The 24,932-nt window shown below is 71.9% G+C and carries 24 protein-coding genes; 11 read left to right on the top strand and 13 right to left on the bottom strand.

Features of this window, described 5'->3' with window-relative positions; genetic code table 11:
- Positions 1-30 precede the first annotated feature (30 nt).
- Genes MT346_RS16970 through MT346_RS16945 form a run of 6 tightly spaced genes read left to right on the top strand, consistent with a single transcriptional unit; the run spans position 31 to position 6,298 of the window.
- On the top strand, positions 31-2,922 hold the full coding sequence (locus MT346_RS16970; protein ID WP_243564274.1) for a Na+/H+ antiporter subunit A: 2,892 nt from the start codon (positions 31-33) through the stop codon (positions 2,920-2,922).
- The gene (locus MT346_RS16965; protein ID WP_243564273.1) at positions 2,919-3,377 is read left to right on the top strand and encodes a Na(+)/H(+) antiporter subunit C; all 459 of its coding nucleotides are present in this window, start codon (positions 2,919-2,921) and stop codon (positions 3,375-3,377) included. Before MT346_RS16970 ends, MT346_RS16965 begins: the two co-directional genes overlap by 4 nt.
- Positions 3,374-5,041: a Na+/H+ antiporter subunit D gene (locus MT346_RS16960; protein ID WP_243564272.1), complete on the top strand. Its 1,668-nt coding sequence runs from the start codon at positions 3,374-3,376 to the stop codon at positions 5,039-5,041. The genes MT346_RS16965 and MT346_RS16960 overlap by 4 nt, the downstream gene beginning before the upstream one ends.
- Positions 5,038-5,622 carry a Na+/H+ antiporter subunit E gene (locus tag MT346_RS16955; RefSeq protein WP_243564271.1) on the top strand — a complete coding sequence of 195 codons (585 nt, stop codon included), beginning with the start codon at positions 5,038-5,040 and terminating at the stop codon, positions 5,620-5,622. The genes MT346_RS16960 and MT346_RS16955 overlap by 4 nt, the downstream gene beginning before the upstream one ends.
- Positions 5,619-5,948, top strand: a complete 330-nt coding sequence (locus MT346_RS16950) for a sodium:proton antiporter (RefSeq protein ID WP_243564270.1) — start codon at positions 5,619-5,621, stop codon at positions 5,946-5,948. Before MT346_RS16955 ends, MT346_RS16950 begins: the two co-directional genes overlap by 4 nt.
- Positions 5,945-6,298, top strand: coding sequence for a monovalent cation/H(+) antiporter subunit G (locus MT346_RS16945; protein WP_243564269.1), 354 nt, complete (start codon positions 5,945-5,947; stop codon positions 6,296-6,298). Before MT346_RS16950 ends, MT346_RS16945 begins: the two co-directional genes overlap by 4 nt.
- A gap of 148 nt (positions 6,299-6,446) precedes the next feature.
- Here MT346_RS16945 and MT346_RS16940 read toward each other — a convergent pair whose 3' ends face one another.
- From MT346_RS16940 to mgrA, 3 genes are all read right to left on the bottom strand, one after another.
- Positions 6,447-7,664: an MFS transporter gene (locus MT346_RS16940; protein ID WP_243564268.1), complete on the bottom strand. Its 1,218-nt coding sequence runs from the start codon at positions 7,662-7,664 to the stop codon at positions 6,447-6,449.
- 195 nt (positions 7,665-7,859) lie between these two features.
- A complete protein-coding gene (locus MT346_RS16935) occupies positions 7,860-8,033 on the bottom strand; it encodes a hypothetical protein (protein ID WP_243564267.1) in 174 nt (57 codons plus the stop codon).
- 94 nt (positions 8,034-8,127) lie between these two features.
- On the bottom strand, positions 8,128-9,171 hold the full coding sequence (gene mgrA, locus MT346_RS16930; RefSeq protein WP_243564266.1) for an L-glyceraldehyde 3-phosphate reductase: 1,044 nt from the start codon (positions 9,169-9,171) through the stop codon (positions 8,128-8,130).
- Between the two features lie 133 nt (positions 9,172-9,304).
- Between mgrA and soxR the strand changes: the two genes are divergently transcribed.
- The gene (soxR, locus tag MT346_RS16925; protein ID WP_243564265.1) at positions 9,305-9,796 is read left to right on the top strand and encodes a redox-sensitive transcriptional activator SoxR; all 492 of its coding nucleotides are present in this window, start codon (positions 9,305-9,307) and stop codon (positions 9,794-9,796) included.
- Here soxR and MT346_RS16920 read toward each other — a convergent pair.
- Positions 9,793-10,230 carry a MarR family winged helix-turn-helix transcriptional regulator gene (locus MT346_RS16920; protein ID WP_243564264.1) on the bottom strand — a complete coding sequence of 146 codons (438 nt, stop codon included), beginning with the start codon at positions 10,228-10,230 and terminating at the stop codon, positions 9,793-9,795. The genes soxR and MT346_RS16920 overlap by 4 nt on opposite strands.
- Positions 10,231-10,276: 46 nt before the next feature.
- Between MT346_RS16920 and MT346_RS16915 the strand changes: the two genes are divergently transcribed.
- Positions 10,277-11,524: a multidrug effflux MFS transporter gene (locus MT346_RS16915; RefSeq protein ID WP_243564263.1), complete on the top strand. Its 1,248-nt coding sequence runs from the start codon at positions 10,277-10,279 to the stop codon at positions 11,522-11,524.
- A gap of 190 nt (positions 11,525-11,714) precedes the next feature.
- On the opposite strand, the gene MT346_RS16910 is transcribed toward MT346_RS16915, so the two are convergent.
- Positions 11,715-12,431, bottom strand: coding sequence for a phosphatase PAP2 family protein (locus MT346_RS16910; protein WP_243564262.1), 717 nt, complete (start codon positions 12,429-12,431; stop codon positions 11,715-11,717).
- Positions 12,432-12,575: 144 nt separating this feature from the next.
- On the opposite strand from MT346_RS16910, the gene poxB reads away from it, so the two are divergent.
- The gene (gene poxB, locus MT346_RS16905) at positions 12,576-14,300 is read left to right on the top strand and encodes a ubiquinone-dependent pyruvate dehydrogenase (protein ID WP_243564261.1); all 1,725 of its coding nucleotides are present in this window, start codon (positions 12,576-12,578) and stop codon (positions 14,298-14,300) included.
- 64 nt (positions 14,301-14,364) lie between these two features.
- On the opposite strand, the gene MT346_RS16900 is transcribed toward poxB, so the two are convergent.
- The gene (locus MT346_RS16900; RefSeq protein ID WP_243564260.1) at positions 14,365-15,048 is read right to left on the bottom strand and encodes an SDR family NAD(P)-dependent oxidoreductase; all 684 of its coding nucleotides are present in this window, start codon (positions 15,046-15,048) and stop codon (positions 14,365-14,367) included.
- Between the two features lie 102 nt (positions 15,049-15,150).
- On the opposite strand from MT346_RS16900, the gene MT346_RS16895 reads away from it, so the two are divergent.
- The gene (locus MT346_RS16895; RefSeq protein WP_243564259.1) at positions 15,151-16,011 is read left to right on the top strand and encodes a helix-turn-helix transcriptional regulator; all 861 of its coding nucleotides are present in this window, start codon (positions 15,151-15,153) and stop codon (positions 16,009-16,011) included.
- 131 nt (positions 16,012-16,142) lie between these two features.
- On the opposite strand, the gene MT346_RS16890 is transcribed toward MT346_RS16895, so the two are convergent.
- From MT346_RS16890 to MT346_RS16880, 3 genes are all read right to left on the bottom strand, one after another.
- The gene (locus MT346_RS16890) at positions 16,143-17,030 is read right to left on the bottom strand and encodes an SDR family oxidoreductase (protein WP_243564258.1); all 888 of its coding nucleotides are present in this window, start codon (positions 17,028-17,030) and stop codon (positions 16,143-16,145) included.
- 95 nt (positions 17,031-17,125) lie between these two features.
- Positions 17,126-18,619, bottom strand: a complete 1,494-nt coding sequence (locus MT346_RS16885; protein ID WP_243564257.1) for an ATP-binding protein — start codon at positions 18,617-18,619, stop codon at positions 17,126-17,128.
- 104 nt (positions 18,620-18,723) lie between these two features.
- Positions 18,724-19,455 (bottom strand): trypsin-like serine protease, encoded by a 732-nt coding sequence (locus MT346_RS16880; protein ID WP_243564256.1) that lies wholly within the window; start codon positions 19,453-19,455, stop codon positions 18,724-18,726.
- A 212-nt stretch (positions 19,456-19,667) separates the two neighbouring features.
- Here MT346_RS16880 and MT346_RS16875 point away from each other — a divergent pair, with 212 nt between their 5' ends.
- Complete coding sequence (locus MT346_RS16875) at positions 19,668-20,126, top strand: DUF4383 domain-containing protein (protein WP_243564255.1); 459 nt, start codon at positions 19,668-19,670, stop codon at positions 20,124-20,126.
- Positions 20,127-20,269: 143 nt separating this feature from the next.
- Here the strand turns inward: MT346_RS16875 and MT346_RS16870 are convergent, their stop codons facing one another.
- Genes MT346_RS16870 through MT346_RS16855 form a run of 4 tightly spaced genes read right to left on the bottom strand, consistent with a single transcriptional unit; the run spans position 20,270 to position 24,819 of the window.
- The gene (locus tag MT346_RS16870) at positions 20,270-21,190 is read right to left on the bottom strand and encodes an ROK family protein (protein WP_243564254.1); all 921 of its coding nucleotides are present in this window, start codon (positions 21,188-21,190) and stop codon (positions 20,270-20,272) included.
- Positions 21,190-22,911 carry an ABC transporter ATP-binding protein gene (locus MT346_RS16865; protein ID WP_243564253.1) on the bottom strand — a complete coding sequence of 574 codons (1,722 nt, stop codon included), beginning with the start codon at positions 22,909-22,911 and terminating at the stop codon, positions 21,190-21,192. Before MT346_RS16865 ends, MT346_RS16870 begins: the two co-directional genes overlap by 1 nt.
- Entirely contained in the window at positions 22,908-23,804 is an 897-nt protein-coding gene (locus MT346_RS16860; protein WP_243564252.1) for an ABC transporter permease, read from the bottom strand. The genes MT346_RS16865 and MT346_RS16860 overlap by 4 nt, the downstream gene beginning before the upstream one ends.
- Positions 23,805-23,859: 55 nt before the next feature.
- Positions 23,860-24,819 carry an ABC transporter permease gene (locus tag MT346_RS16855; protein ID WP_243564251.1) on the bottom strand — a complete coding sequence of 320 codons (960 nt, stop codon included), beginning with the start codon at positions 24,817-24,819 and terminating at the stop codon, positions 23,860-23,862.
- Between the last annotated feature and the right edge of the window lie 113 nt (positions 24,820-24,932).

The raw sequence follows: 24,932 nt of genomic DNA, 5'->3' as shown, positions 1-24,932 counted from the left end.
CTTGCACGCCCGACCCCGAGGAGGCGCCCCATGGTCACCGTCCTCGTCGCGTTCGCCGTCGTCGCCCTGGTGGTGCCGGCCCTCACCCCGCTGCTCGGCCGACGCTCCTTCTACGTCGCCGCCCTCGCTCCGGCCGCCGCAGCTGTCCTCACCATCACCCAGACCGACCGGGCACTGCACGGCGGGGTCACCGAGTCGTTCTCGTGGATCCCCCAGCTCGACCTGGCGATCGGGATGCGCGTCGACGCCCTGTCCTGGGTGCTCGCGCTCGTGGTGTCGGTCGTCGGCGCCCTGGTGCTCGTGTACTGCGCGTCGTACTTCGGGGACGACGAACCGGGGCTCGGCCGCTTCGCCGGCGTGCTGACCGCGTTCGCCGGGTCGATGTACGGGCTGGTCATCGCCGACGACGTCATCGTGCTGTTCGTCCTGTGGGAAGCGACCACCGTCTTCTCGTACCTGCTCATCGGCCACGACGCGGCCAAGCGCGCCAGCCGGGCAGCCGCGATGCAGGCGCTCGTCGTCACGACGGCCGGCGGGCTGGCGATGCTGGCCGGGCTCGTGATGCTCTCCGTCGCGGCCGGCACGACCAGGCTCTCGGCGATCATCGAGCAGCCCCCGACGGGCACGGTCGTCACCGTGTCGGTCGTCCTGGTGCTCGTCGGTGCCCTGACGAAGTCGGCGATCGTCCCGTTCCACTTCTGGCTGCCCGCCGCCATGGCCGCACCGACTCCCGTCAGCGCCTACCTGCACGCCGCCGCGATGGTGAAGGCCGGCATCTACCTGGTCGCACGACTGGCCCCGGCGTTCGCGTTGCTCGACGGGTGGCACGCGACCGTCACCGTCCTCGGCGTGCTCGGCATGCTCGTCGGCGGGTACCGGGCCCTGCGGCAGACCGACCTCAAGCTGCTGCTGGCGTACGGCACCGTGGCGCAGCTCGGGTTCCTCGTCCTGGCCGCCGGGTGGGGCTCACCGGCCGTGGCGCTCGGCGGCGTCGCCCTGCTGGTCGCCCACGCGACCTTCAAGTCCACGCTGTTCCTGGTCGTCGGCACGGTCGACCACGTGACCGGCACGCGTGAGCTCGGCAAGCTCAGCGGTGTCGGTCGTCGGATGCCGTGGCTCGCGACGGTCGCGGTGCTCGCGCTGGTCTCGATGGCCGGGATCCCGCCCACGATCGGCTTCGTCGCGAAGGAAGCCGTGCTGACCGGCTTCGTCGAGGCCCTGCACGGCCCGGATGCCGGGTGGGCGTGGCTCGCGCTGGTCGGCGTCACGATCGGTTCCGTCCTGACGGTGGCGTACTCGCTCCGGTTCTTCTGGGGCACCTTCGCCACCAAGCCCGGCGTCCCGCAGACCGAACCGCACGCGCTGCACGGGCTGGGCGTCGTGCCGTCCGTGCTCGGCCTGACCGGCCTGGCCCTCGGGCTGCTCACCCCCCTCGTCGCCCACGGCATCGAGCCTGCCGCCGCGGCCGCGTCGCTGCCCGGGGACGACGTCGTGCCGCACCTGGCGCTCTGGCACGGCCTCGAGCCCGCGCTCGGCATCTCCGCCATCACGGTGCTGGGCGGCGTGGCGCTCTTCGCCGCGCGCACCCGGGTCGAAGCCCTGCAGCACCGCCTGGCCGGAGCCCCGAGTGCCGCGGGCACGTACCGGCGCCTGATGCGTGGACTCGACCGCGGCGCGACGGCCCTGACCGCCAACCTGCAGCGCGGCTCGCTCCCCTACTACCTGACCGTGATCCTGTCGGTGTTCGTCGCCGGGGCGCTCGCGAACCTGGTCGTCGGCGGCCCGTGGCAGTTCCGGGTGCGGTTCGCCGACTCGTGGGGCCAGGTCCCCGTGGTGATCGTGATGGCGATCGCCGCGATCGCCGTCACCGCCGCCAAGACCCGCTTCGCGGCGGCCGTGCTGGTCGGGGTCACCGGCTACGGCATGTCCGTGCTGTTCGTCCTGCACGGGGCCGTCGACCTGGCCCTGACGCAGCTGGTCGTCGAGACCGTCACGCTCATCGCGTTCGTGCTCGTGCTCCGCCGGCTCCCCCCGCGCATCAACACCGCCAACCCCTCGCGATTCCGGGTGCTCCGCGCACTGTTCGCCGGTCTGGCCGGGCTGACCCTGGCGATCGTGGTCGTCGTCGCCGCCTCGTCCCGGACGGCCACCCCGATCTGGCCCGACATCCCCGCGCTCACCAGCTCGTTCGGACACGGCCTGAACGTCGTGAACGTCGCGCTGGTCGACCTGCGCGGCTGGGACACCCTCGGCGAGCTGACCGTCGTCGTCGCGGCGGCCACCGGGGTCGCCAGCCTGATCTTCGTGAACTCGCGCGAGGACACGCTGCCCCGCCTGCGCGACATGGCCCCGGGCGACGCGACGAACGACCGTGCCGACGGCGAACCACGCGCCTGGCTGCCCACCAGCGCTGCACTGCCGACCGGCCGGTCCGCCCTGCTCGACGTGGTCGTTCGGCTGCTGTTCCACGGCCTGATCGTGCTGTCCCTGTACCTGCTGTTCGCCGGACACAACGCCGCGGGCGGCGGGTTCGCGGGCGGCCTGGTGGCGGGCATCGCGCTCGCCGCGCGCTACCTGGCCGGCGGCGCCGCCGAGCTCGGTGCGGCCGCCCCCGTGCGCGCCGGCCGTCTGCTCGGGCTGGGGGTCGCGACCGCCGCGATCACCGCCATCGTCCCGCTGTTCTTCGGCAAGGACGCCCTGTACTCGGAGTTCTTCGAGGCCACGGTCCCGGTGCTCGGCCACGTGGAGTTCGTCACGGCGACGTTCTTCGACATCGGGGTCTACCTGGTCGTCGTCGGGCTCGTGCTCGACGTGCTGCGCAGTCTGGGCGCCGAGGTCGACCGGCAGCGACTCGAGGACTCCCGCGTCCCGACCAGCGACACCACCGAAGCCAGCCGCGACACGGAAGAGGTCTCCGCATGACCGTCACCCTGGTCCTGGTCATCGCGATGGCCGTGCTGTTCTCGTGCGGCGTCTACCTGCTGCTCGAACGCTCCCTGACCCGGATGCTGCTCGGGTTCCTGCTGCTCGGCAACGCGCTCAACCTGCTGCTGCTGATCATGTCCGGTGCCGCGGGCAACCCGCCGATCGGCACGTCGGCCGAGGGGATCACCGACCCGCTCCCCCAGGCCTTCGCCCTGACCGCGATCGTCATCACCTTCGCGGTCAGCGCGTTCCTGCTCGCGCTGATCCACCGCTCGTGGACCCTGTCCCGCGCGGACGAGGTCGAGGTGGACGAGGCCGACGTCGCGATCCGGCGGGACCGGTCGGCGGCCGGACACGACGACCCGGAGACGGACACCGACCCCGAGTCCGAGTCCGACGACGGCCACGAGCGCCACCACGAACCGCACCCCGAGCGGCAGGAGCACCGATGACCTTCCTCGCACCGCTGCTCGTCCTGGTCCCGCTGCTCGGCGCCGCGGTCGCCCTCGGACTGCTCCGCCACCAGAAGCTCCAGCGCGCGATCACGGTCGCCGTCCTGGTCATCGCGCTGGCCGTCGCCGCCACGCTCATGGTGCTCGTCGACCAGCACGGCACGATCGTGGTGCAGGTCGGTGGCTGGCAGGCGCCGTACGGCATCTCACTCGTGGTCGACCGGCTGAGTGCCCTGCTGCTGACCGTGAGCGCGAGCGTGCTGCTGCTCGTCCTGCTGTTCTCGATCGGGCAGGGCCTGGCCGCCGACGACGGCGAGGCACCGGTCACGATCTTCTACCCGACGTACCTGGTGCTGGCGGCGGGCGTCCTCGACTCGTTCATCGCCGGTGACCTGTTCAACCTGTACGTCGCGTTCGAGATGCTCCTGGTGGCCAGCTACGTGCTCATCACCCTGGGCGGCAGCGAGCAGCGGGTCCGCGCCGGCACCACCTACATCGTGACGAGCCTGATCGCGTCGGCGCTGTTCCTGTCCGCGATCGGCCTGGTCTACGGCGCCGTCGGCACGGTCAACATCGCCCAGATCAGCGAGCGCATGGCCGCCCTGCCCGAGCACGTCCAGCTGCTGCTGCACACGATGCTGCTCATCGGGTTCGGCATCAAGGCGGCCGTGTTCCCGCTGGCGTTCTGGCTTCCGGACTCGTACCCGACCGCGCCGGCGCCGGTCACCGCGGTGTTCGCGGGCCTGCTCACCAAGGTCGGCATCTACGCGATCATCCGGCTCGAGACGATCATCTTCCCCAGGCCGCAACTGAACACCGTGCTGCTGGTGGTCGCCGCGTTGACGATGATCGTCGGCGTGCTGGGCGCCGTGTCGCAGACGGACGTCAAACGGCTGCTGTCCTTCACGCTCATCAGCCACATCGGCTTCATGGTGATGGGCATCGGGCTCGGCACGGTCGCCGGCACGGCTGCCGCGGTGTTCTACACGGTGCACCACATCGTCGTGCAGACCACCCTGTTCCTGGTGTCGGGGCTGATGGAACGCGTCGGCGGGACGACGTCGACCAGGTCGCTCGGCGGGCTGCTCAAGGCGACCCCGCTGCTGGCGGCGCTCTACCTGATCCCGGCGTTCAACCTCGGCGGCATCCCCCCGTTCTCGGGCTTCATCGGCAAGCTCGGGCTGTTCCGTGCCGCGGCCGAGCAGGGCAGCCCGATGGCCTACGTCACGATCGGCGCCGGCGTCGTCACCTCGCTGCTCACCCTGTACGCGCTCATGCGGGTGTGGGACGCCGCGTTCTGGCGGCCGAAGCCGGCCGCCGAGCCGGCGGCACCGCACGCCTCGGTCGCCGAGCCGCGCGAGCACCTGCGCGCGCCGGAACCGGCGCCGGTCACGGTCTCCGAAGCCGACGGCAGTGTCATCGCGGGAGGCTCGGTGACCGTCACCGACGCCGCCCCGGTGAGCGGAACCTCCCGTCCGGCCCTGCTGACCGGTGAGAAGGTGCGCCTGCCCCGGATGCTGGTGGGCGTCACCACCGTCGCGGTGCTCGGATCGGTCGCGCTGACCGTCGTCGCCGGCCCGCTGTACGGGTACGCGACCCGCGCGGCGGAGTCACTCGAGTCGCCCGTGTCCTACGTGCAGGCCGTCCTGGGGAGCGCGCAGTGACGAACGACACACGACGCATCACCCGGGCCCGGCGCATCGTCGTCGCCTGGCGCTACGAGGTGCCGCTCGGTATCGGGCTGACCGTGTTCTGGGCGCTGCTGTGGGGGTCGTGGACCCCGCTGACGCTGCTGTGCGGGCTCGTCGTGGCGGTGCTCGTGACCCAGGCGCTGCCGCTGCCGCCCGTTCCCCTGTCCCCCCGGTTCTCGGTGCCGCACGCGCTGCGGTTCCTGGTCGTGTGGTCGGGGCTCGTCATCGCGGCGTCGTTCAAGGTCGCGTGGGTGGCGTTCCGGCCCCGCGGTGTCCGGCGCAGCTCGATCGTCCTGGTGCAGCTGCACACGACCTCCGAGATGACCTTCACCCTGGCGACGCTCGCCGTCTCACTCGTGCCCGGCTCGTACGTCGCCGACGTCGACCTGCACCGCCGACGCCTGCTGCTGCACGTGCTCGACACCGAGCGGCAGGAACAGGTCGAGGCCGAGAAGCGGATGGCGCTGCGGATCGACGCCCTGGTGATCAAGGCCCTCGGGTCGAAGCAGGACGTCGCCGAACTGTCCGACCCCCTGCCCGAGGTGACGCGATGAACGCCGGGCTCGTCGTCATGGGCGTCGGCATCGCCCTCGTGCTCACCCTGCTCGGCGCGACGCTGGCACTCGCCGTGTTCCGCATCGTGCGCGGACCGACGATCCTGGACCGGATGATCGGCTCCGATCTGGTGCTGACCACCGTGCTGGTGGTGATCGCCGCCGCCATGGTCATCCGCCGGGACCTGACCGCCATCCCGGTGCTCGTGGTGATCGCCGCGACGAGCGTGTTCGCCACCGTCGCGGTCGCCCGGGCGGTGACGCCGTCGTCCGACCCGTCCGACGAGGGCACCGACGTGACGATCCCGGAACGGAGCGAGTCGTGACCGAGATCCTGCAGTCCTTCATCGACACCGCCGGGGTGCGGGCGTGGATCGCGCTCGTGCTGCTGCTGGTCGGCTCGGTGCTGTCCCTCGGCGCCGCGGTGGGCATCGTGCGCTTCCCCGATCCGCTGGTGCGCCTGCACGCGATGGCGAAGCCGCAGGTGCTCGGGCTGGCGCTGGCACTCGCGGCGATCGTCGTCGCGGTGGGGACCTGGACGGCGTTCTGGGTGGTGCTGCCGATCATGGTGTTCCAGCTGTTCCTGGTGCCCGTGTCGACGCACATGATCGCGCGGGCGGGGGTCCGGTCGGGCGACTACCGGCACGAGGACCTGCTGGTCGACGACACCGAGTAGGCATGCGCCGGGCGGGTGCGCTCGGGCGCGCGCACCGTGCGAGGTTCGCCGCCCGTGCGAGGTTCCCTGCCCGGTGCCCGGCAACAACCGGCCACGGGCCGTGCAACCTCGCACGAGCCGCAGCACGGCGCGGCGTCCGGCCGCCGCGTCAGGCCCTGCGGCGCGACAGCACCAGGTTCACGACCGCGGCCAGTACGACGATGCCGGCCGACACCGCGGGGAAGAGCATCGCCGTCGCCGTGCCCGAGCGCTCCGCGACGTCGCCGACGACCGCCGACGCGAGCGACTGCCCGACGATGACCGCCGAGCCCAGGATCGTCATGGTCGTCGCCGACCGACCCACCGGGGAGCGGTCCGACCCCAGGCTGTACTGCGCGACGAGGGTCGGGCCGATGCCGATGCCCATCACCGCCAGCACGACCGCGACCGCCACGACGGAGTCCGCCGACGCGAAGGCGATCGTCCCGCCCAGCAGGACGACGCCGAACACCAGCCATCGCCAGCCGACACCGAAGGCCCGCGGGAACGCCGCCGACCCGAGCGCGAGCCCGGCCGAGCCGATGCCCATCAGGCCGTACAGCAGGCCGGCCTGGGACGCCTGGCCGTGGGTCTCCATGAACGCGGTCAGCGACGTCAGCGTCGAGCCGAAGAAGAACCCGATCCCCAGGATCCCGACCACCACGACGACGAGGCGGAGACGCAGCAGCTGGCTGGCGGGCGCTTGCGGGACGTCGGTGTGGTGCGCGAGGGCCAGCTTGCCGGTCGGGTGCAGTGCGAACGCGGTCACGAAGACGAACGTCAGCACCGAGGCCCCGGCGACCGCGACCCACGGGGCGATGGCCGTCGCGAGCAGTCCGACCAGGAACGGTCCGATGATGAAGACGACCTCGTCGGCAGCGGACTCGTAGGCCATCGTGCCGCTCAGGACCTTCTCGTGCCGGTCCGGCGCCATGCGCTGCCGGATGATCGCGACGAGGCGCGAGCGGGACATCGGTGCGACCTGGGGTGCGCTCGCACCGATGCAGAACGCCATCGCCAGCACCGCCAGGTCGGGCGCGGAGCCCTGCACGACGAACGGGAACACCCCGAGCAGCACGGCGTTGGTCAGGCCGACCGGCACCAGCACGGTGCGCTGTCCGAACCGGTCCGCGGCGGCGCCGACCATCGGCCCGAACACCGCCGACCCGATGCCGACGAAGGCCGAGTTGATGCCACCCAGTGCGACCGAGTCGCGCGAGGCGACCACGAGCGTCAGGACCCCGACGACCATCATCGCGAACGGGAGCCGCGCGATCAGGGCGATCGGGAAGTAGGAGCGCCCGGCGTGGGCGATCAGGGAAGCGTCTGCGGAGCGCGACTGGAGCATGTCGAGGTGTGCCTTCTCGGCCCGCGTCTGTCCGGCGGACCCATCGGGTGCCGCCGTTGTCCGCCGAGGTGCGGCGTCCGGTAGATACACACTTGCTGCGTCGAGGGTACCAGTGGCCCCGGACGGGACCGGAGACGGAACGGGAGGCCCGGTGGCAGCTGGCACCGGGCCTCCTGTCCGCGTCCGGTCACCGACTCAGCGGTAGGCGACCGTCGCGATCGCGGCGTGCGCCAGCATGACGGGCACGGCCAGCGCGTGCGGCAGTCGGGCACCGGTGCGCTCGAGTCCCGACAGCGTCGCCTCGAGCAGCGGCCCGGGGACGACGATGGTGGCGGGGATGCCGGGGGCGATCGCGGTGATGGTGCTCATGGTGACTCCTGGTCGGTTCCGAGCACCTGATCTGGCTCGCTGTACGCAACATATTGGATGTCAGTAGAGCCTGTCAAGTGCGATGAAAACCGCGCTACGAGACCTCCCCGGCGCGGGCACCCGCCCACAGGTCGACGTCCGTGATGCCGACCGAGTGCTCGTCGATCGTGCGGAGCTCGTCGTCCGAGAACGTCAGGTTGCCCAGCGCCGCGACGTTGTCGTCGAGCTGCGACACCCGCGACGCCCCGATCACCAGCGAGGTCACCCGCTCGTCGCGCAGCGCCCACGACAGTGCGAGCTGCGCCATCGTCTGCCCGCGCGACTCGGCGACGCCGTTGAGCGCGCGCAGGTGCTCGACGACCTCGGGCGTGATGCTCGACGCGTCGAGGGACTTGCCGGCCGCCGCGCGGGAGTCCGCCGGCACCCCGTCCAGGTACTTGCCCGTCAGCAGCCCCTGCGCGAGCGCGGTGAAGCCGATCACGCCGAAGCCGAGCTCACTGGCGGTGTCGAGCAGCCCCTCGGTCTCGATCCACCGGTTGAGCATCGAGTACGAGGGCTGGTGGATCAGCAGCGGCGTGCCGAGGTCGCGCAGGATCGCCGCGGCCTGGCGGGTGCGGTCGGCGTCGTACGACGAGATGCCGACGTACAGCGCCTTGCCCTGCTGCACGGCGGTGTGCAGCGCGCCCATCGTCTCCTCGAGCGGGGTCGAGGCGTCGAGCCGGTGGGAGTAGAAGACGTCGACGTGGTCGAGACCCATGCGGGTCAGGGACTGGTCGAGTGATGCGAGCACGTACTTGCGCGACCCGCCGCCCTGGCCGTACGGCCCCGGCCACATGTCCCACCCGGCCTTGGTCGAGATCACCATCTCGTCGCGGTACGGCGCGAAGTCCTCACGCATCAGGCGGCCGAAGTTGACCTCGGCGGCACCGTAGGGCGGCCCGTAGTTGTTCGCGAGGTCGTGGTGCGTGATGCCGAGGTCGAACGCGCGGCGGCTGACGGCACGCTGCGTCTCGAAGGGCACGTCGTCGCCGAAGTTGTGCCAGTACCCTAGCGAGAGCAGTGGCAGGTCGAGGCCGGAGTGGCCGGTGCGGCGGTACGTCATCGAGTCGTAGCGGTCGTCGCGGGCGATGTAGGTCATGCTCCGAGCCTGCCACGCGGTCACCACGAGGGATCGGTGCGCGACCAGGGGCGGGCTGGAGGATCGTGGCGGCGCCCGCCACGCGCCTCCCGTCCTCCGGCCTGCCGGCTTTCCGGTCCGTAGGATCTCCACCATGGTGGAGATCCCGCGCCCGACCGACCTGCTGACGATCGGTGAGGTCGTGGCCCGCACCGGGGTCGCCGCCAGCGCGCTGCACTTCTACGAGCGGAAGGGCCTGATCCACCCGGAGCGTTCAGACGGCGGCACGCGGCTGTACCCGCGGCACGTCGAACGGCGCATCGCGATCATCCAGGTCGCCAAGCGCCTGGGCATCGCGCTCGCCGAGGTCGCCGAGCAGTTCCAGGCGTTGCCCGAGGACCGGATGCCCTCCCTGCGCGACTGGAGCCGGCTGAACGAGCGCTGGCGTGCGCGACTGCGTGCCCGACAACTCGAGCTCGAGCGGTTGCAGCAGGAGATGACGCAGTGCATCGGGTGCGGGTGCATCTCGCTCAACGCCTGCCTGGTGATGAACCCGGGCGACACGCTCGGCGCCGAGGGGCACGGCGCTCGGCGGCTGCTGCCGATCGCGGACGAGGACGCGGACGACGCTGTCCCTGCTGGCTAGTCGCGCAGTCCGTCGTCGATCCGGGTCAGCACCGCGAGGGTCGTGGCGACGCCCGCGTGGTCCGTCCCGAGTGCGCGTCGGAGCTGCTCGGCCCAGCGCGCGTGCAGCACGGCGATGCTCTCCGTCGCCCGTGCGGTCGAGAAGAGCTGTACGAGCCGGGCGTCGTCGGGGTCCGGACGGCGGTCGACCATGTCCTTCGCCACCAGCGCGCGGAGTGCGGCGCTGAGGTTGCTCCGCTGCAGCCCGGTGGCCTCGGCCGTGGCGCTCGGCGAGGTGCCCTGGTGGCGGTCGATCCACCGCATCACGAGCGCTTCGGTACCGGTCAGCGGGACGATGTCGAGCGCGTGCGACGCACTCGGGTCGACCTCGCGCGAGATGCGCAGGACGACGTCGGCCAGCTCGGCCAGGTCGTCGTCGGTCGGGGCGGGATCCATGCGCCGACTGTACCGCTGGTCGAGAATGGGTTATGGTTTCATAACCATGACGATCAACACCGGCTCGAACCGCGCGGACCTCGCGACGCCCACGACACAACCGCAGGGCATCACCACCGCACTGTTGCTCGCCCTCGGCCTGCTCAGCGCGGTGGCACCCTTCGCCACCGACCTGTACCTGCCGGCCTTCCCGGAGATGACCAGCGAGCTGCAGACGTCAGCCACGACCGTCCAGCTGACCCTCACCGCGTTCCTGGTCGGGGTGACCGCGGGGCAGCTCGTCTTCGGTCCGTTGTCCGACCGCTTCGGCCGCGTGCCCCCGCTGATCGCCGGCGCCGCACTGTGCGTGCTCGCCAGTGTCGTCGCCGTGCTGGCGCCGAACGTCACCGTGCTGATCGTCGCCCGGCTGCTGCAGGGCCTGGGCGGCGCGGCCGGCATGGTGATCGGGCGCGCGGTGATCTCCGACCTGGCGACCGGCAAGCCCGCGGCCCGCGCGTTCTCGCTCATGATGATCGTCAGCGGGGTCGCCCCGGTCGTCGCGCCGCTGCTCGGCGGGCTGCTCACCGGCCCGATCGGGTGGCGTGGACTGCTGACCATCGTGCTCGGGCTGGCGGTCCTCATGCTGGTGACGGTGCTCGCCGTCATCCGCGAGACCCACCTGCGGTCGCACCGGGACGCCCAGCGTGCGGCACGCTCCGCGTCGTCGTCACCGCTGGCGGCCCTGCGCTCGCGGACGTTCCTCGGCTACACCGCGGTGTTCGGGTTCGCCTTCGCCGTGATGATGGCGTACATCTCGGCGTCGCCGTTCCTGTACCAGGACATGCTCGGCCTGGGCACCGTCGGCTACGGGCTGGCGTTCGGGCTGAACGCGCTGGCACTGATGGGCGTGAGTGTGCTGTCGGCCAAGCTCACCGAATGTCGCTCGGTGACCGGGGTGCTGTCGCTCGGCATCGTGCTGGTGCTGGCGTCGACCGTGGCGTTCGCGCTGCTGGTCGTCACCGCGGCGCCGGTGTTCCTGCTCGCCGTGCCGCTGTTCACCGCGGTCGGCAGCCTCGGCCTGGTGCTCGGGAACGCGACGGCCCTGGCGCTCGGGGCCGTGCCGTCGGCGGCGGGCAGTGCCTCGGCGGTGCTCGGCGCGCTGCAGTTCGGACTCGCGGCGCTGGTGTCACCGCTCGTGAGCATCGGCGGGTCGAGCACGGCCGCGCCCCTGGCGATCGTGATGGTCGCCGCCGCGGTCGTCGCCGTGGTCGCGCTGCTCGTGGCCCGGGATCGGCGGGCAGCCCGCGCCGAGTGACTCGGCGTCGCGCCCGGCGGTCGGCCCGGCGTCGCGCTCGCGCCGGCCCGCGCCGGCCCGCGCCCGCGCCCGCCCGGCGTCGCCGAGTCTCGGCCCCGCGGACAGAATCGCGGCCCAGAGCGGAGCAAAGTGTCCGCCGGGGCGAGACTCGGCGCGGCACGGTGTGGCCCGGCAGCACCGCGGCGGCGCGTCAGCGGGCGACGGGCTTCGCGGGGCGCAGGTACGGCAGCCGCGGCATGAGCAGGTCGACCCAGAGCACCCGGGCGGCCGGGGCCACGGCGAGCGCCCACGCCACCGAGGCCAGCGCGTCCGTGGGGAAGTGCACGGCGTCGATCGTCACCGCGAAGAACACGACGACGACCGCGACCGCGCCGAGCGTCACGGCCAGGGTGTGCCACCGCGTGTCGCGCAGCACCCAGCAGATCGCGATCGTGAAGGCCACCATGAAGACGGTGTGGCCGCTCGGGTAGCCCGGGTCCGGCTGCACGGCGAACGGGTGCGGCAGCACGGACACGTCGGGGCGAGCGCGGTGGACCAGCTCCTTCACGATGTCCGACGGCACCCAGGTGATCGCGACGACCCCGGCGAAGGCCGCGGCCGGACGGACGTTCCGCTGCACCACCCAGATCACCGCGGTGACGATCACGGTGACGACGATCGCGGGCGCCGGGCTGATCGCGTGGTAGACCCCGTCGGTGAACGCGCCGAGGGCTCCGGTGTGCAGGGCGTTGAGCGCGCGGGCCAGCCCGAGGTCGACGGTGCCCAGGAAGAAGCCGATGACCGTGAGCACGACGACCGCTCCGATGCCGATCGTCAGCGTCGCGAGCGGGTACGGCGAGCGGACCAGGATGCCGTTCGCGTCGGGCTCGCGGCGGCGTGGGCGCAGCGGCGGCGCATCGTCGATCATCCGTCCATGGTCGCAGCACCCGGCGATCAGCGGGCACGCAGCGGTCACCGAGTCGATCCGAATGCGCTCAGCCGCGCTCCGTCGCTCAGCCGCGGTCAGCGGGGGACGACTACACCGGAAGGTGTCCACCACGAGAGGAACCGCATGCCCACCGTCGCCGAGAACATCGTCGCCACCCTCCGCCTGAACGACGTCCAGCGGGTCTACGGCCTGCCCGGGGACTCCCTCAACGGCTTCACCGACGCGCTGCGCAAGGACGGCACGATCCGGTGGGAGCACGTCCGGCACGAAGAGGCGGCCGCGTTCGCCGCGTCGGCCGAAGCCGAGCTCACCGGCGACCTGGCGGTGTGTGCCGGCAGCTGCGGCCCGGGGAACCTGCACTTGATCAACGGGCTGTACGACGCCAACCGCTCCCGCGTACCGGTGCTGGCCATCGCGGCACACATCCCCACGGCGGAGATCGGCTCCGGGTACTTCCAGGAGACCCACCCGCAGGAACTGTTCCGCGAGTGCTCGGTGTACGTGGAGTACGTCGCCGACCCGTCGCAGATGCCCCGCCTGCTCGAGATCGCGATGCGCGAGGCGATCGAGAAGCGCGGCGTCGCCGTCCTGGTGATCCCCGGGGACGTGCTGCTCGCCGAGGCGAAGGACACCAGGACCACCCGCATCGAGCGCACCACGCCGCGCATCCTCCCGTCCGACGCCGAGCTGCAGCGCACCGCGGACCTGCTCAACGGCGCGGACAAGATCACGATCCTGGCCGGCGCGGGTGTCGCCGGTGCGCACGACGAGGTCGTCGCCCTGGCCGAACGGCTGCAGGCGCCGATCGTGCACGCGCTGCGCGGCAAGGAGCACATCGAGTACGACAACCCGTACGACGTCGGCATGACCGGGCTGCTCGGCTTCGCGTCCGGCTACCGTGCCATGGAGGACGCCGACGTGGTGCTCATGCTGGGCACCGACTTCCCGTACCAGCAGTTCTTCCCGGCGAAGGCGAAGCACGTGCAGGTGGACGTGCGCGGCTCGCAGCTCGGGCGCCGGCACCCGGTGGACATCGGACTGGTCGGCACCGTGAAGGACACCGCGCTCGCGCTCATCCCCTTGCTGGACGGAGCGAAGCCGGCCCACCACCTGCAGGACGCCCGCAAGCACTACACGAAGACCCGCGAGAAGCTCGACGACCTGGCCGTTCCCGCTGGCAAGCACAAGCCGCTGCACCCGCAGTACGTCACCCGGGTGCTCGACCGGCTGGCCGCCGACGACGCCGTGTTCATCCCCGACGTGGGCTCGCCGGTCGTCTGGGCATCGCGGTACCTGACGCTGAACGGCAAGCGACGGCTGATCGGCTCGTTCGTGCACGGCACGATGGCGAACGCCGTGCCGCAGGCGATCGGCGCGCAAGCGGCGTTCCCGGACCGGCAGGTCATCGCGATGGCCGGTGACGGCGGCCTGACGATGCTGCTCGGCGAGCTCATCACGATCGTGCAGAACAAGCTGCCGGTGAAGATCGTCGTGTTCGACAACGCGTCCCTCAACTTCGTCGAGCTCGAGATGAAGGCCGCGGGCTTCGTCACGTACGGCACCGAGCTGCAGAACCCCGACTTCGCCAAGGTCGCCGAGGCGATCGGCATCAAGGGCTTCCGCGTGGACGAGTCGGACGACTTCGAGTCGGCCATGGCCGCGGCGCTCGCCCACGACGGCCCCGCGCTGGTGTCCGTCAAGGCCGACCGCCAAGAGCTGTCGATGCCGCCGGCGGTCACGTTGGAGCAGGCCAAGGGCTTCACGCTCTACGCCATCCGCACGGTGCTCAGCGGCCGCGGTGACGAGCTGCTGGACCTGGCCTCGACCAACTTCCGGCAGTTCATCTGACCGGACCCGACGACGGACGGGAGGCTCCCACCGGGTCCGGTAGGAGCCTCCTGTCCGTCACGGATCACCACCCGAGCGGTTCGCCGTCCTCCAGGAACACGCCGGTCGGGCCCTGCGGGCCCTCCGACGCGGCGGCCACGACGGTGGCGGCGCTGACCTCGACCGGGCGCCCGTGCGGGTTCGGCACGCCGCCGAGCTCGGTCGCGGTGTAGCCGGGCTCGAGCACCACGAAGTGCACCTCGGGCACGGCGCGCGCGTACTGCGACGTGAGCATCGACACGGCGGCCTTGCTCGCGCCGTAGACGATCGCGTTCACGGTCGACGCCGGCTTGGCGGGGTCGTGGGTCGCGGCGAACGAGCCGAGCGCGCTGCCGATGTTCACGACGATCGGGTTCGCCGAGCGGCGCAGCACCGGCAGCGCGGCCTCGGTGGTCCGGACGATGCCGACGGCGTTCGTGTCGAACACGGCGAGCGCGTCGGGGCCGTTCAGCCCGAGCATCGCGATGCCGGCGTTGTTGACCAGGACGTCGAGTCCGCCCTGGGCGTCGAGGTGCGCGAACGCGGCGGTGACCGAGGCGTCGTCCGTCACGTCGAGCTGCACCGCGTGGGCGCCGATCTCCTCGGCGACCGCGGTGCCGGCCTGCAGGTCGCGGACGCCGATCCAGACGGTGTGCCCGGCGGCGACGAGCTGGCGGGCGGTTTCCTTGCCGAGGCCACGGGAGGCGCCGGTCACGAGTGTCGTTGTCATGGCGGTAGCGTGCGCCCGACCGATCGCGCGCAGGCAGTCGCGCGGTTGTCGTAGGACTCGCAGGGCCAGGCCCGCACGAGGCCCGCGCGGCAGACTGTCGCCATGGACCACTCCGAGTTCGGCACCACGCTGCGGCGGCTGCGCGACCACGTCGCCCCGTCGGCGGTGGGGGTGCCGATCGGTCCCCGTCGCCGCGCGACCGGGCTGCGGCGCGAGGAGCTGGCCGGACTGGCCGGGATCTCGGCGGACTACCTGACCCGGCTCGAACAGGGCCGGGCGACGTCACCGTCCGCACAGGTGGTCGAGGCACTGGTCCGCGCGCTCCGGGTGTCCGACGCCGAGCGTGAGCTGCTCTACGCGCTCGCCGGGCACGCCACTCCCGGCGCGGACGTCGTGCCGACGCGGATCCCGCCGAGCGTGCAGCGCCTGCTCGACCGCCTGGCGGACACTCCCGTCGCGGTGCTCGACGCGGCGGGGAACCTGCTCGTGGCGAACCTGCCGTACGACGCGCTGATGGGGCCGGTCGGTGCGCTCCGCGGGCACGAGCGGAACACGGCGTGGCGGCACCTGGTCGGGCCCGGCAGCCGCGCCCTGCACACCCCCGCCGAGCAGGCCGCGTTCGAGGAGAACGTCGTCGCCGGACTCCGAGCGACCGCGGCTCGCTACCCGCTGGACCGGCAGCTGCAGCAGCTCGTGCGGGACCTGCGCGCCGCCAGCCCGCGGTTCGTGGCGCTGTGGGAGTCCGCTGCAGCGCCGGCGGTCGAGCACGCCTCGCGGCAGAAGACGATCCTGCACCCCACCGTCGGGCCGATCCGGATCGACTGCGACACGCTCGTGGTGGGGCCCGAGGACCTGCGGATCATGGCCTACACCGCCGAACCGGGCACGCCGGACGCCGAGCGGTTGGCGCTCGCGATCGTGCTGGGGACGCAGGAGCTGGTCGACGAGCGGGTCGGTCACTGACGCGCTGGTCCGGTCGTCGGCCCCGCTGATGCCCGCAGGTTCGCACCCCCACGCGAACATCGCGCCCCGTCAGGACGGGGCGCGATGTCGTCGCGGGGGTGCGACCCAGGGAATCCGGTCGGGCTCGTGACTCAGAACGCGGGCGTGCCGCCGGCGATCGTGATGGTCGAGCCGGACTGGTAGCTCGACTCCGGGCTGACCAGGTGCACGTAGGCGGCGCCGAGTTCGGCGGGCTGCCCCGGCCGCCCGAACGGCGACTGCTCCCCGAAGTGCGAGACCGTCTCGGCGTCGTCGGACCCGGGCTGCAGCGGCGTCCACACCGGACCGGGTGCCACGGAGTTCACGCGGATGCCCTTCGGCGCGAGCTGCTGCGCGACGGCCTCGGTGAAGAGCTTGATCGCGCCCTTGGACACGGCGTAGTCGATCTTGTCGGGCGACGGCGTCGATGCCTGGATCGAGCCGGTCGTGACGATCGTCGAGCCCGGCTCCAGGTGCGGGACCGCGGCCTTCGTCAGCCAGAAGAGCGAGTAGATGTTCGTCTTGAACGTCGAGTCGAACATCGCCGTGTCGAGCGTCAGGATGTCGTCGTTGCTCTCCATGCGCCCGGCGACCATGACCAGGGTGTCGAGGCCACCGAGCTCGGTGACGGCCGTCTGCACCAGGTCCGTGCAGTACTGCTCGTCGGAGATGTCCCCGGGGACCAGCACGGCACGACGCCCTTCGGACTCCAGCAGGTCGCGGACCTGCTCGGCGTCCTCCTGTTCGTCCGGCAGGTACGACAGCACCAGGTCGGCGCCCTCGCGCGACATGGCGATCGCGGCGGCGCGGCCGATGCCCGAGTCGGCGCCGGTGACGATGCCACGGTATCCCGTCAGCCGTTCCTTGCCGACGTAGCTCTCCTCGCCGTGGTCGGGCTTCGGGTCCATCTTCCAGGCGGCACCCGGCAGCGACTGCTCCTGCTTCGGGTACGGCGGTGCGGGGTAGAGGGTGTTCGGGTCGCGCTTGTCGTACTGGCTCATGGTTCCACGGTCCTCGGCCCCGCACGGACGCACACCCAGGTCCGGCCGCGAGCCGTCGGACACGGACCCGCGCTCGGTCCGGTCGCGGCCCGAGCTCAGTCCGTGGTCCCGCTCCGTGCGATGACCTGCCCGGCGAGCGGCGCGTACGCGACCCAGTGGCCACCATCGGAGCCGTCGTCCTCGGTCCCGTCGTCCGAGCCGCCCTCGTCGTCGTCAGCATCGCCGTCCCGCGTGCCGAGCAGCTTGCGGGTGAGCGCCGAGCGCGCGGTCAACAACGACTCGAGCGCATCCGCCAGGTCCTGGTCCTCGGGCTCGGCTCCACGCAACGCCGCCCCCAGGACACTCCGACGCATCAGCTCCTTGGCGAACGAGCCGGTGGTGTCCTCGGCCCGTTCGGCGGCGTCGGCGATCGCCTGGTCGGAGAAGGGCAGCGACCCCGCGTAGCGCCGGAACAGCCGCGTGCGCTCGGGGAGCGCGGGGAGCGGGACCTCGACGGCCAGGTCGACGCGTCCGGGTCGGTCGGCGAGCGCGCGTTCGAGCACCGACACCCGGTTGGTCGTCATCACGAAGGCCACGTCGGCGTCTCCGTCCAGGCCGTCCAACGCGTCGAGCACCTCGAACAGCAGTGGCTGCGGCGAGGCGGTCCGCTCCATCGCGACGAGGTCGATGTCCTCGAGCACGACGACGGACGGTTGGAACGTGCGGGCGATCTCGGCGGCAGCACCGATCGCCGCGATGCTCGATCCGGTCAGCAGGACGGCGGTCACGGTCGGTGTCCGGGTCAGCAGGTGCCGGATGGTCAGGGTCTTGCCCGTGCCGGGAGGCCCGTAGAGCAGGACCCCGCGCTTCAGGTGCTGCCCGGCGGCGAGCAGCGCCGCACGCTGTTCACCGATGCCGACCACGTGCGCCACGACCTCGTCGAGCAACCCGTCGGGCAGGACGACGTCGTCGGCGCTGACGTCCGGCCGCCGCAGGAACGTGGCGCCCGCGTCCGCGCCATACTCGGAGCGTGTGAACGACAGCACCTGTCCGCGCAGCACGCTGTGCTCGATCATCAGGGCACGCAGCCGGACGAGGAACGCCGACGCACGGTCCTGGTCGGCGGAGAGCACGTCGAGCGTCGCGCTCGCCCGCCCGTACTCGGGCTTCGCCGCGCGCTGCAGGACGGCGATCGGTGTGCCGTCGATCGTCAGCAGCCACAGCCCGAACGACACGACGCGGCGTGTGGTGTCCGGTCCGGTCGCCCTCGCCGCGTAGCTGACCGGGCCGATCGACCACCGCGAGTGTGCGTGTGCGATGAACTCGCTCAGCGAGCTGTGGAACCGCCCGTCGTCCCCGGCGATGCCGACCAGGGACGCAGCATCGCCGCCGCTGAGGACCTCGAGCGCGATGTCGGCATCCACCAGTCGGTGGTCGGCGATCTCTTCGGTGACGACGGGGACGGTCTGCGGGTCGACGCCCAGGTGGTCGCGGATCCGTTCGCCGATCGGGGTGAGCTCGGTCCGCTCTTCGCGGCCTGCCAGCTCGTTCGCGTGCTCGAGGTAGCGCCTGAGCGCGAGCATCATGGTCCGGTCGTCGTCATCCAGCACGACCGCATCCTGGCAGCACCGGGCGGCGCTCGCCATGAACGCGACCACAGGAAGGACGGGAGGCCCGTGGCGGGTCCGCCACAGGCCTCCGGTTCGTCAGTGGGTCAGACGCCTGCGGTCGACCGGATCCAGGACGCGGACTGCGCGAGCAGGGCGTAGTTCGAGCCGGCCGTGGTGTTCGCGCCCGGGTCGGCGCTGTCGCCCGTCGAGCACACGCCGACGACCTTGCCGTTCACCAGCAGCGGCCCACCCGAGTCGCCGTGGTTCGACGCGCCGCTGATGCCCGTCACGTGCTGCGCGGTGCCGCTGTAGGCATCGGTGCTGGCACCCGTCAGGGACACCGAGGCCTGGTACAGCCCGGTCGACTGCTGGGCGTTGGCGCGCAGGCCGTAGCCCTCGATCGTGCCGGTACCGCTCGACTTGGCGGTCGCGCCGAGGTCGAGGGACGCGTAGGACGACAGCGCGTACGTGCTGCGCAGGTGCACGAGCGCGATGTCCCCGGTCGGGGCTGCGCTGACGCGGTCGACGGCGACCGGGGTCCCGCGGTTCGCCGTGGAGTTGGAGTGGTAGACGTTCATCGCACCGATGCCGTCGATGCAGTGGCGAGCGGTGAGCACCCACGAGGCGTTGATCTGCTCGCCCGTGCAGTTGCTGACGTAGCCGGCGGGGATCGATCCGCCCGACGCCTCGAGCTGGACGGCCCACGCGGTGGCGGGCGCGGTCGAACCGCCGACGATCTGCGGGCTCGAGGTCAGCGCCGAGGCCGGCGCGGCGGCCGCCAGGCTCCCCGCGACGACGACGACCGCGGCGAACGCGGTGGCGATGGACTTCTTCATGACGACTCCTCTGTCGGTGGAAGGACCTGCCCAGTTGCGCTGTGCAACTGGGCACCATCCTCGTCCCCTGTTCGAGGGTGACACCAGTCCGCTTTTCGACGGACCCAAGTTGTCAACCGCATTTGCTGCAAACCGGCAGCACATCCGCTCCGAATCTCCTGAGACACACAGGGGCGTCGGACGACGACCCACCAACCACGAAAGGTCCCGTCATGACCGCACACGCAGCAACCGGCCGCACCGGCTACGGCTCCACCTGGACCCAGAAGGGCGCGCTCGTCTTCGGGGTCGTCTTCCTGATCGTCGGCATCGCCGGGTTCGTCCCCGGCCTGACGATGGACATGGGCACGATGTCGGCCGCCGGCAACGGGTCGATGGCGCACCTGCTGGGCCTGTTCCAGGTCTCCGTCCTGCACAACATCGTCCACCTGCTGTTCGGCATCGTCGGGCTCATCGCAGCCCGGTCCGCCGCGGGCGCGCGCCTGTACCTGCTGGTCGGCGGCATCGTCTACGCCGTGCTGTTCGTGTACGGCCTGTTCACGGCGAACATGACCAGCGCCGCGAACTTCGTGCCGCTCAACAGCGCCGACAACGTGCTGCACGCGGTCCTGGCCGTGGCGATGATCGTGCTCGGCGTGGTCCTGCCCCGCGTCGGAGCCCGTCGCGCCTGACCGCACGGCCTCCCCGCACGGCTCCACCCGCACAACCGGAAGCACCTCGCGCCACGGATCGTCGTGGTGCGAGGTGCTTCTCGTTGTGCGAGCGCACGCTGAACACGCCGGCGGCCGGGCCAGGCGGCCAGGCGGACGAGCGCTTAGGCGAGCTCGGCGTTCAGCACCAGGGAACGCACCTGCGCGGCGGCCCCGAGCGCGACCGCGTCCGACCCGAGCAACGCCGGCTCGACGCGGATGGTCGCACCGGAGACGGGCGGCTCGGCAGCGATCGCGTCGGCGATGGCCGGGCCGAGCAGGTCCCACGACCGAGCGACCCCACCCCCGACGACGACCGTCGTCACGTCGAGGATCCCGGCGGTCAGCAGGATGCCACGGGCGATCCCCCACCCGGCGGTGTGGAACACCGACGCGGCGTCCGCATCCCCCGATCGGGCGGCATCGGCGATCGCGTGCACCGGCAACCGGGTGCCGGTCAGCGTCGCGAAGCGGTCCGCCATCCCCCGGGCGGCCGCGATCGTCTCGAGGTGACCGTGCTGCCCGCACGTGCACAGCGCGTCGCCGAACCCGGGCACGTGGCCGATCTCGCCCGCAGCGCCACGGGGTCCGGCGAACGGTTCGCCGTCGAGCACGAGGGCACCGCCGACCCCGGTTCCCAGGGTCATCCCGAGCACGTCGCGCTCGCCGACGACCGCGCCGGCAGCGACCTCGCCGAGCAGGAACGCGTTCACGTCGTTGTCGAGCGTCGCGGGCACGCCGAGCGCCTGGGTCACCGCCTCGGTCACGCCGTACCCGGCCCACCCGGTGAACGAGTTGCCGGTCACCAGGACGGTCCCCGTGGCCGCGTCGACCACGCCGGCCGCGCCGATCCCGACACCCGCCAACACGGCCCGGTGCGTGTCGAGCAGACCGCTCACCGCTCCGAGCGCACTCGTCACGATCGCCGCGCCACCCGCGTGCGCCGGCGTCGGCAGGTCGATCCGGTCGACCACCTCGAGCGCCGGGGTCGCGAGCACGACCTTCGTGTTCGTCCCACCGACGTCGATGCCGGCGAGCACGCGCATCACGAGCTCACCGCGGCGAGGGTCGCCAGCCGCTCCGTCCGACGCTGCCGTTGCAGCACCGGGTCGGGGACGGGCACGGCGGCCAGCAGACGTCGGGTGTAGTCGGTGGTCGGGTGCAGCAGCGTGGTGCCGGTCGTGCCCTGCTCCTCGATGACGCCGCGGCGCATCACCACGACGCGCTCGGCGAAGTGCTGCACGACGGCCAGGTCGTGCGAGACGAACAGGCACGCGAAGCCGAAGTCGGCCTGCAGCTCGGTGAGGACCTCGAGCACCGCCTCTTGCACGCTGACGTCGAGCGCCGACGTGGGTTCGTCGGCGACGAGCAGCCGCGGCTCGAGCACGAGCGCCCGGGCCAGGCTGACCCGCTGCCGCTGCCCACCGGACAGCTCGCGCGGTGCCCGGTTCGCCAGCGCCCGGGGCAGCCGGACGGCGTCGAGCACCTCGTCCACGCGCCCGCGACGCTCGGACGCAGACATCCCGCGATGGTGCACGGCGAGTGGTTCGGCGATGCACTCCCCCACCGACATCCGGGCGTCGAGCGAGGCGACGGGGTCCTGCAGCACGACACCGATCCCCGAGCGCAGCGCCCGTCGATCGCGCCGCGGAGCCCGACGCAGGTCCTGCCCGAACAGGCTGACCGTGCCGGACGTCGGCGCGATCAGACCGAGCGCGACCCGCGCTGCCGTGGACTTGCCCGAGCCGGACTCACCGACCAGGCCGACCGTCTCGCCGGCGTGCACCGCGATGTCGATGCCCTGCAGGGCGTGGACCGCGCGCGCCCCGCGCCCGAAGGTCACCGAGACGTCCCGCAGGTCGACCGCCGGAGCCGGGTCGGGCCTCCCGTCCGACGGTCCGGATGCCGGGACCGGACCCGCACCCGCACCCGCTGGCACATCCGGGGCCGCCGCCCGCTCGCGCAGCGCGATCGTCTCGGGGGTGTCCAGCCGCGGCACCGCGGCGAGCAGCCGCTTCGTGTACGCGTGCTCGGGACGGAGCAGGACGTCCTCGACGGATCCGGTCTCGACGATCTCGCCCTGCAGCATCACCGCGACCCGGTCGGCGAAGTCGGCCACGACACCCATGTTGTGTGTGACGAGCAGCACACCGGTGCCGCTGTCCACGGCGAGCGCGCGCAGCAGCTCGAGGATCTCGGCCTGCACCGTGACGTCGAGTGCGGTCGTGGGCTCGTCCGCGATCAGCAGCTTCGGCGCGTTCGCGATCGCCATCGCGATGACGACACGCTGCCGCTGCCCGCCGGAGAGCTGGAACGGGAAGGCCTTCGCGCGCTCGGACGGGTCCGGGATGCCGACCTTGCGGAGCAGTTCGACGGCCTCGGCAGATGCCTGGGACGCGGACGCCTGCCGGTGGTTCCGGATCACCTCGGCGATCTGCGCCCCCACACGCGTGAGGGGATCGAGCGCCGTCGCCGGTTCCTGGAACACCATGGACACGGTGCTGCCGCGCAGTCCGCGCAGCGCGGGTTCGGCGGCACCGATGACCTGGTGTCCGGCGATCTCGGCGCTGCCGGTCGCGGTCGCATTGCCGGAGAGCAGCCCCATCGCGGCGAGCGCGACGGTGGACTTGCCCGAGCCGGACTCGCCGACCAGCGCCAGGGTCTCCCCCGGAGCGACGGTCAGCGAGACCCCGCGCACGGCGTCGACCGGTCCCGACTCGGTGGTGAACGTGACCCCCAGGTCGGTCATCTGCAGGATGTCGGTCATCCTCGTCCCCTCACGTCGAAGGCGTCCCGCAGCCCGTCGCCCACGGCGTTGAAGGCGCAGACGACCAGGATCACGGCCAGGCCCGGTGGCACGATCAGCCACCACCGTCCCGAGTAGGCGGCGGTGAGTCCCGCCGACAGCATCCCGCCCCAGTCCGTCGCGGGCGGCTGCACCCCGAGGCCCAGGTAGGACACGTAGGCGACGAGCAGGATCGCGTCAGCGACCTGGAACGTCGCGGCGACCACGATCGTCGACACCGAGTTCGGCAGCAGGTGCTTGCCGATCGCCCGGGCGTGCGAGCCGCCGATCGCGCGGAGCGTCAGCACGTAGTCGCGGTTCTTGAGCGTCAGGGTCTCGGCGCGGATCAGGCGCGAGGGCACCAGCCACGACACCAGGCCGAGGATCACGATCAGCCCGGCGACGCCCGGCGTGGTGATCGCCGAGATGACGAGCAGGATGAACAGCGCGGGGATCGCGATGCCAGCGTCGACGATGCGCATCATGACGGCGTCGACCCAGCCGCCGACGTACCCGGCGACGGAACCCCACAGCGTGCCGACGACGGTGGCCAGCACCCCGGCGGCGATGCCGACCAGGAGCGACACCTTGCCGCCGTACATCAGGCGGCCGAGCACGTCGTGGCCGACGGCGTCGGTGCCGAGCCAGTGGGCGGCGCTCGGGCCGAGGTTCGCCTGGGACAGCTGCGTGTGGGTCTGGTCGGTCGGGTACAGGAACGGCCCGACGAAGCAGAACAGCACGATGACGACGATGACGGCCAGGCCGATCACGGCGAGCGTGTTGTGCGAGAACCGGCGGGCGGCCAGGCGGAACCCGGTCGCGGCGACCGAGACGGGGGCGCCGGGGGCTTCCGGTGCGATCTGCACGGTGGTCATGCGCGGTCCGCCTTCACTGTGCGGTAGCGGTACGTGTCGATGAGGGCTGCGTCGGTCATGCGCGGTCCGCCTTCACTCTCGGGTCGATCAGGGACTGTGCGACGTCGGCCAGCAGCGTGCCGACCACCGTCGCGATCGAGATGACGAGCACGCAGCCGAGCAGGGTCGGGTAGTCCGAGGTCTGGGCCGCGTTCCAGAACAGCAGCCCCATGCCCGGGTAGTTGAACAGCTGCTCGGTGACCAGCGCGCCGCCGAACAGCACGGGCAGGTAGTAGCCGAGCATCGCGACGACCGGGGTCAGCGAGTTCCGGAACACGTGCCGCCGCAGGATGGTCGCGGTCGAGGCGCCGCCGGCACGGGCGGTGCGCACGTAGTCCTCCTGCAGGTTCTCGAGCGTCGAGGCCCGCATGTACCGACTGAACACGGCGATCATCGCGAGCGCTCCGGTCAGCACGGGCAGCACGAGTCCGGCGGGGTCCTGGAACACCTCGGCCAGGGTGGTGCCGCTCGGCGCCTGCGAGGGCAGCCACGGCAGCTGCTGGGTGAAGACGACGATCAGGACCAGACCGAGGAAGAACGCGGGCGTGGAGTAGAAGACGAACGCCAGGGCCGTGACCGTGTAGTCCACCGCACCGTTGCGGCGGGCCGCCTGCCACATGCCGACCGGGATCGCGATGACCAGGCCGAGCACCGCGGACAGGCCGGTGAGCACCAGGGTCTTCGGCAGGCGCTCGCGGATGAGCTGCGCCACCGGTTCGTTGAGCGTGTACGAGGTGCCGAGGTCGCCGCTGAGCAGCCGGCCGAGGAACCGCAGGTACTGGATCGGCAGCGCCTGGTCGAGGCCCTGCGCCTGGTTGAACGCGGCGATCTGCGCGGGCGTCGCGGAGACGCCGAGGACACCGCGGGCGGGACCGCCCGGCAGTGCGTGCAGCAGGCAGAACACCACGATCGTGACGATGAAGACCACGGCGAGCGCCTGGAGCACCCGCCGGGTCAGGTAGAGGACTGTGGTCATGCGGCTTCCGTTGGTCGGTTCTTGCGTGAGCCGGCCGGGAGGCGCGGTGCGGGTCGGACCCGCACCGCGCATCCAGGCCGTGGTCGCGTCAGCGGCCTACTTGCTCCACTTCC

The organism is Curtobacterium sp. VKM Ac-2922, assembly GCF_022815645.1.
Lineage (GTDB): Bacteria > Actinomycetota > Actinomycetes > Actinomycetales > Microbacteriaceae > Curtobacterium.
The sequence above is the reverse complement of the archived record's forward strand: the minus strand, read 5'-3'. Positions and strand labels throughout refer to the sequence as shown.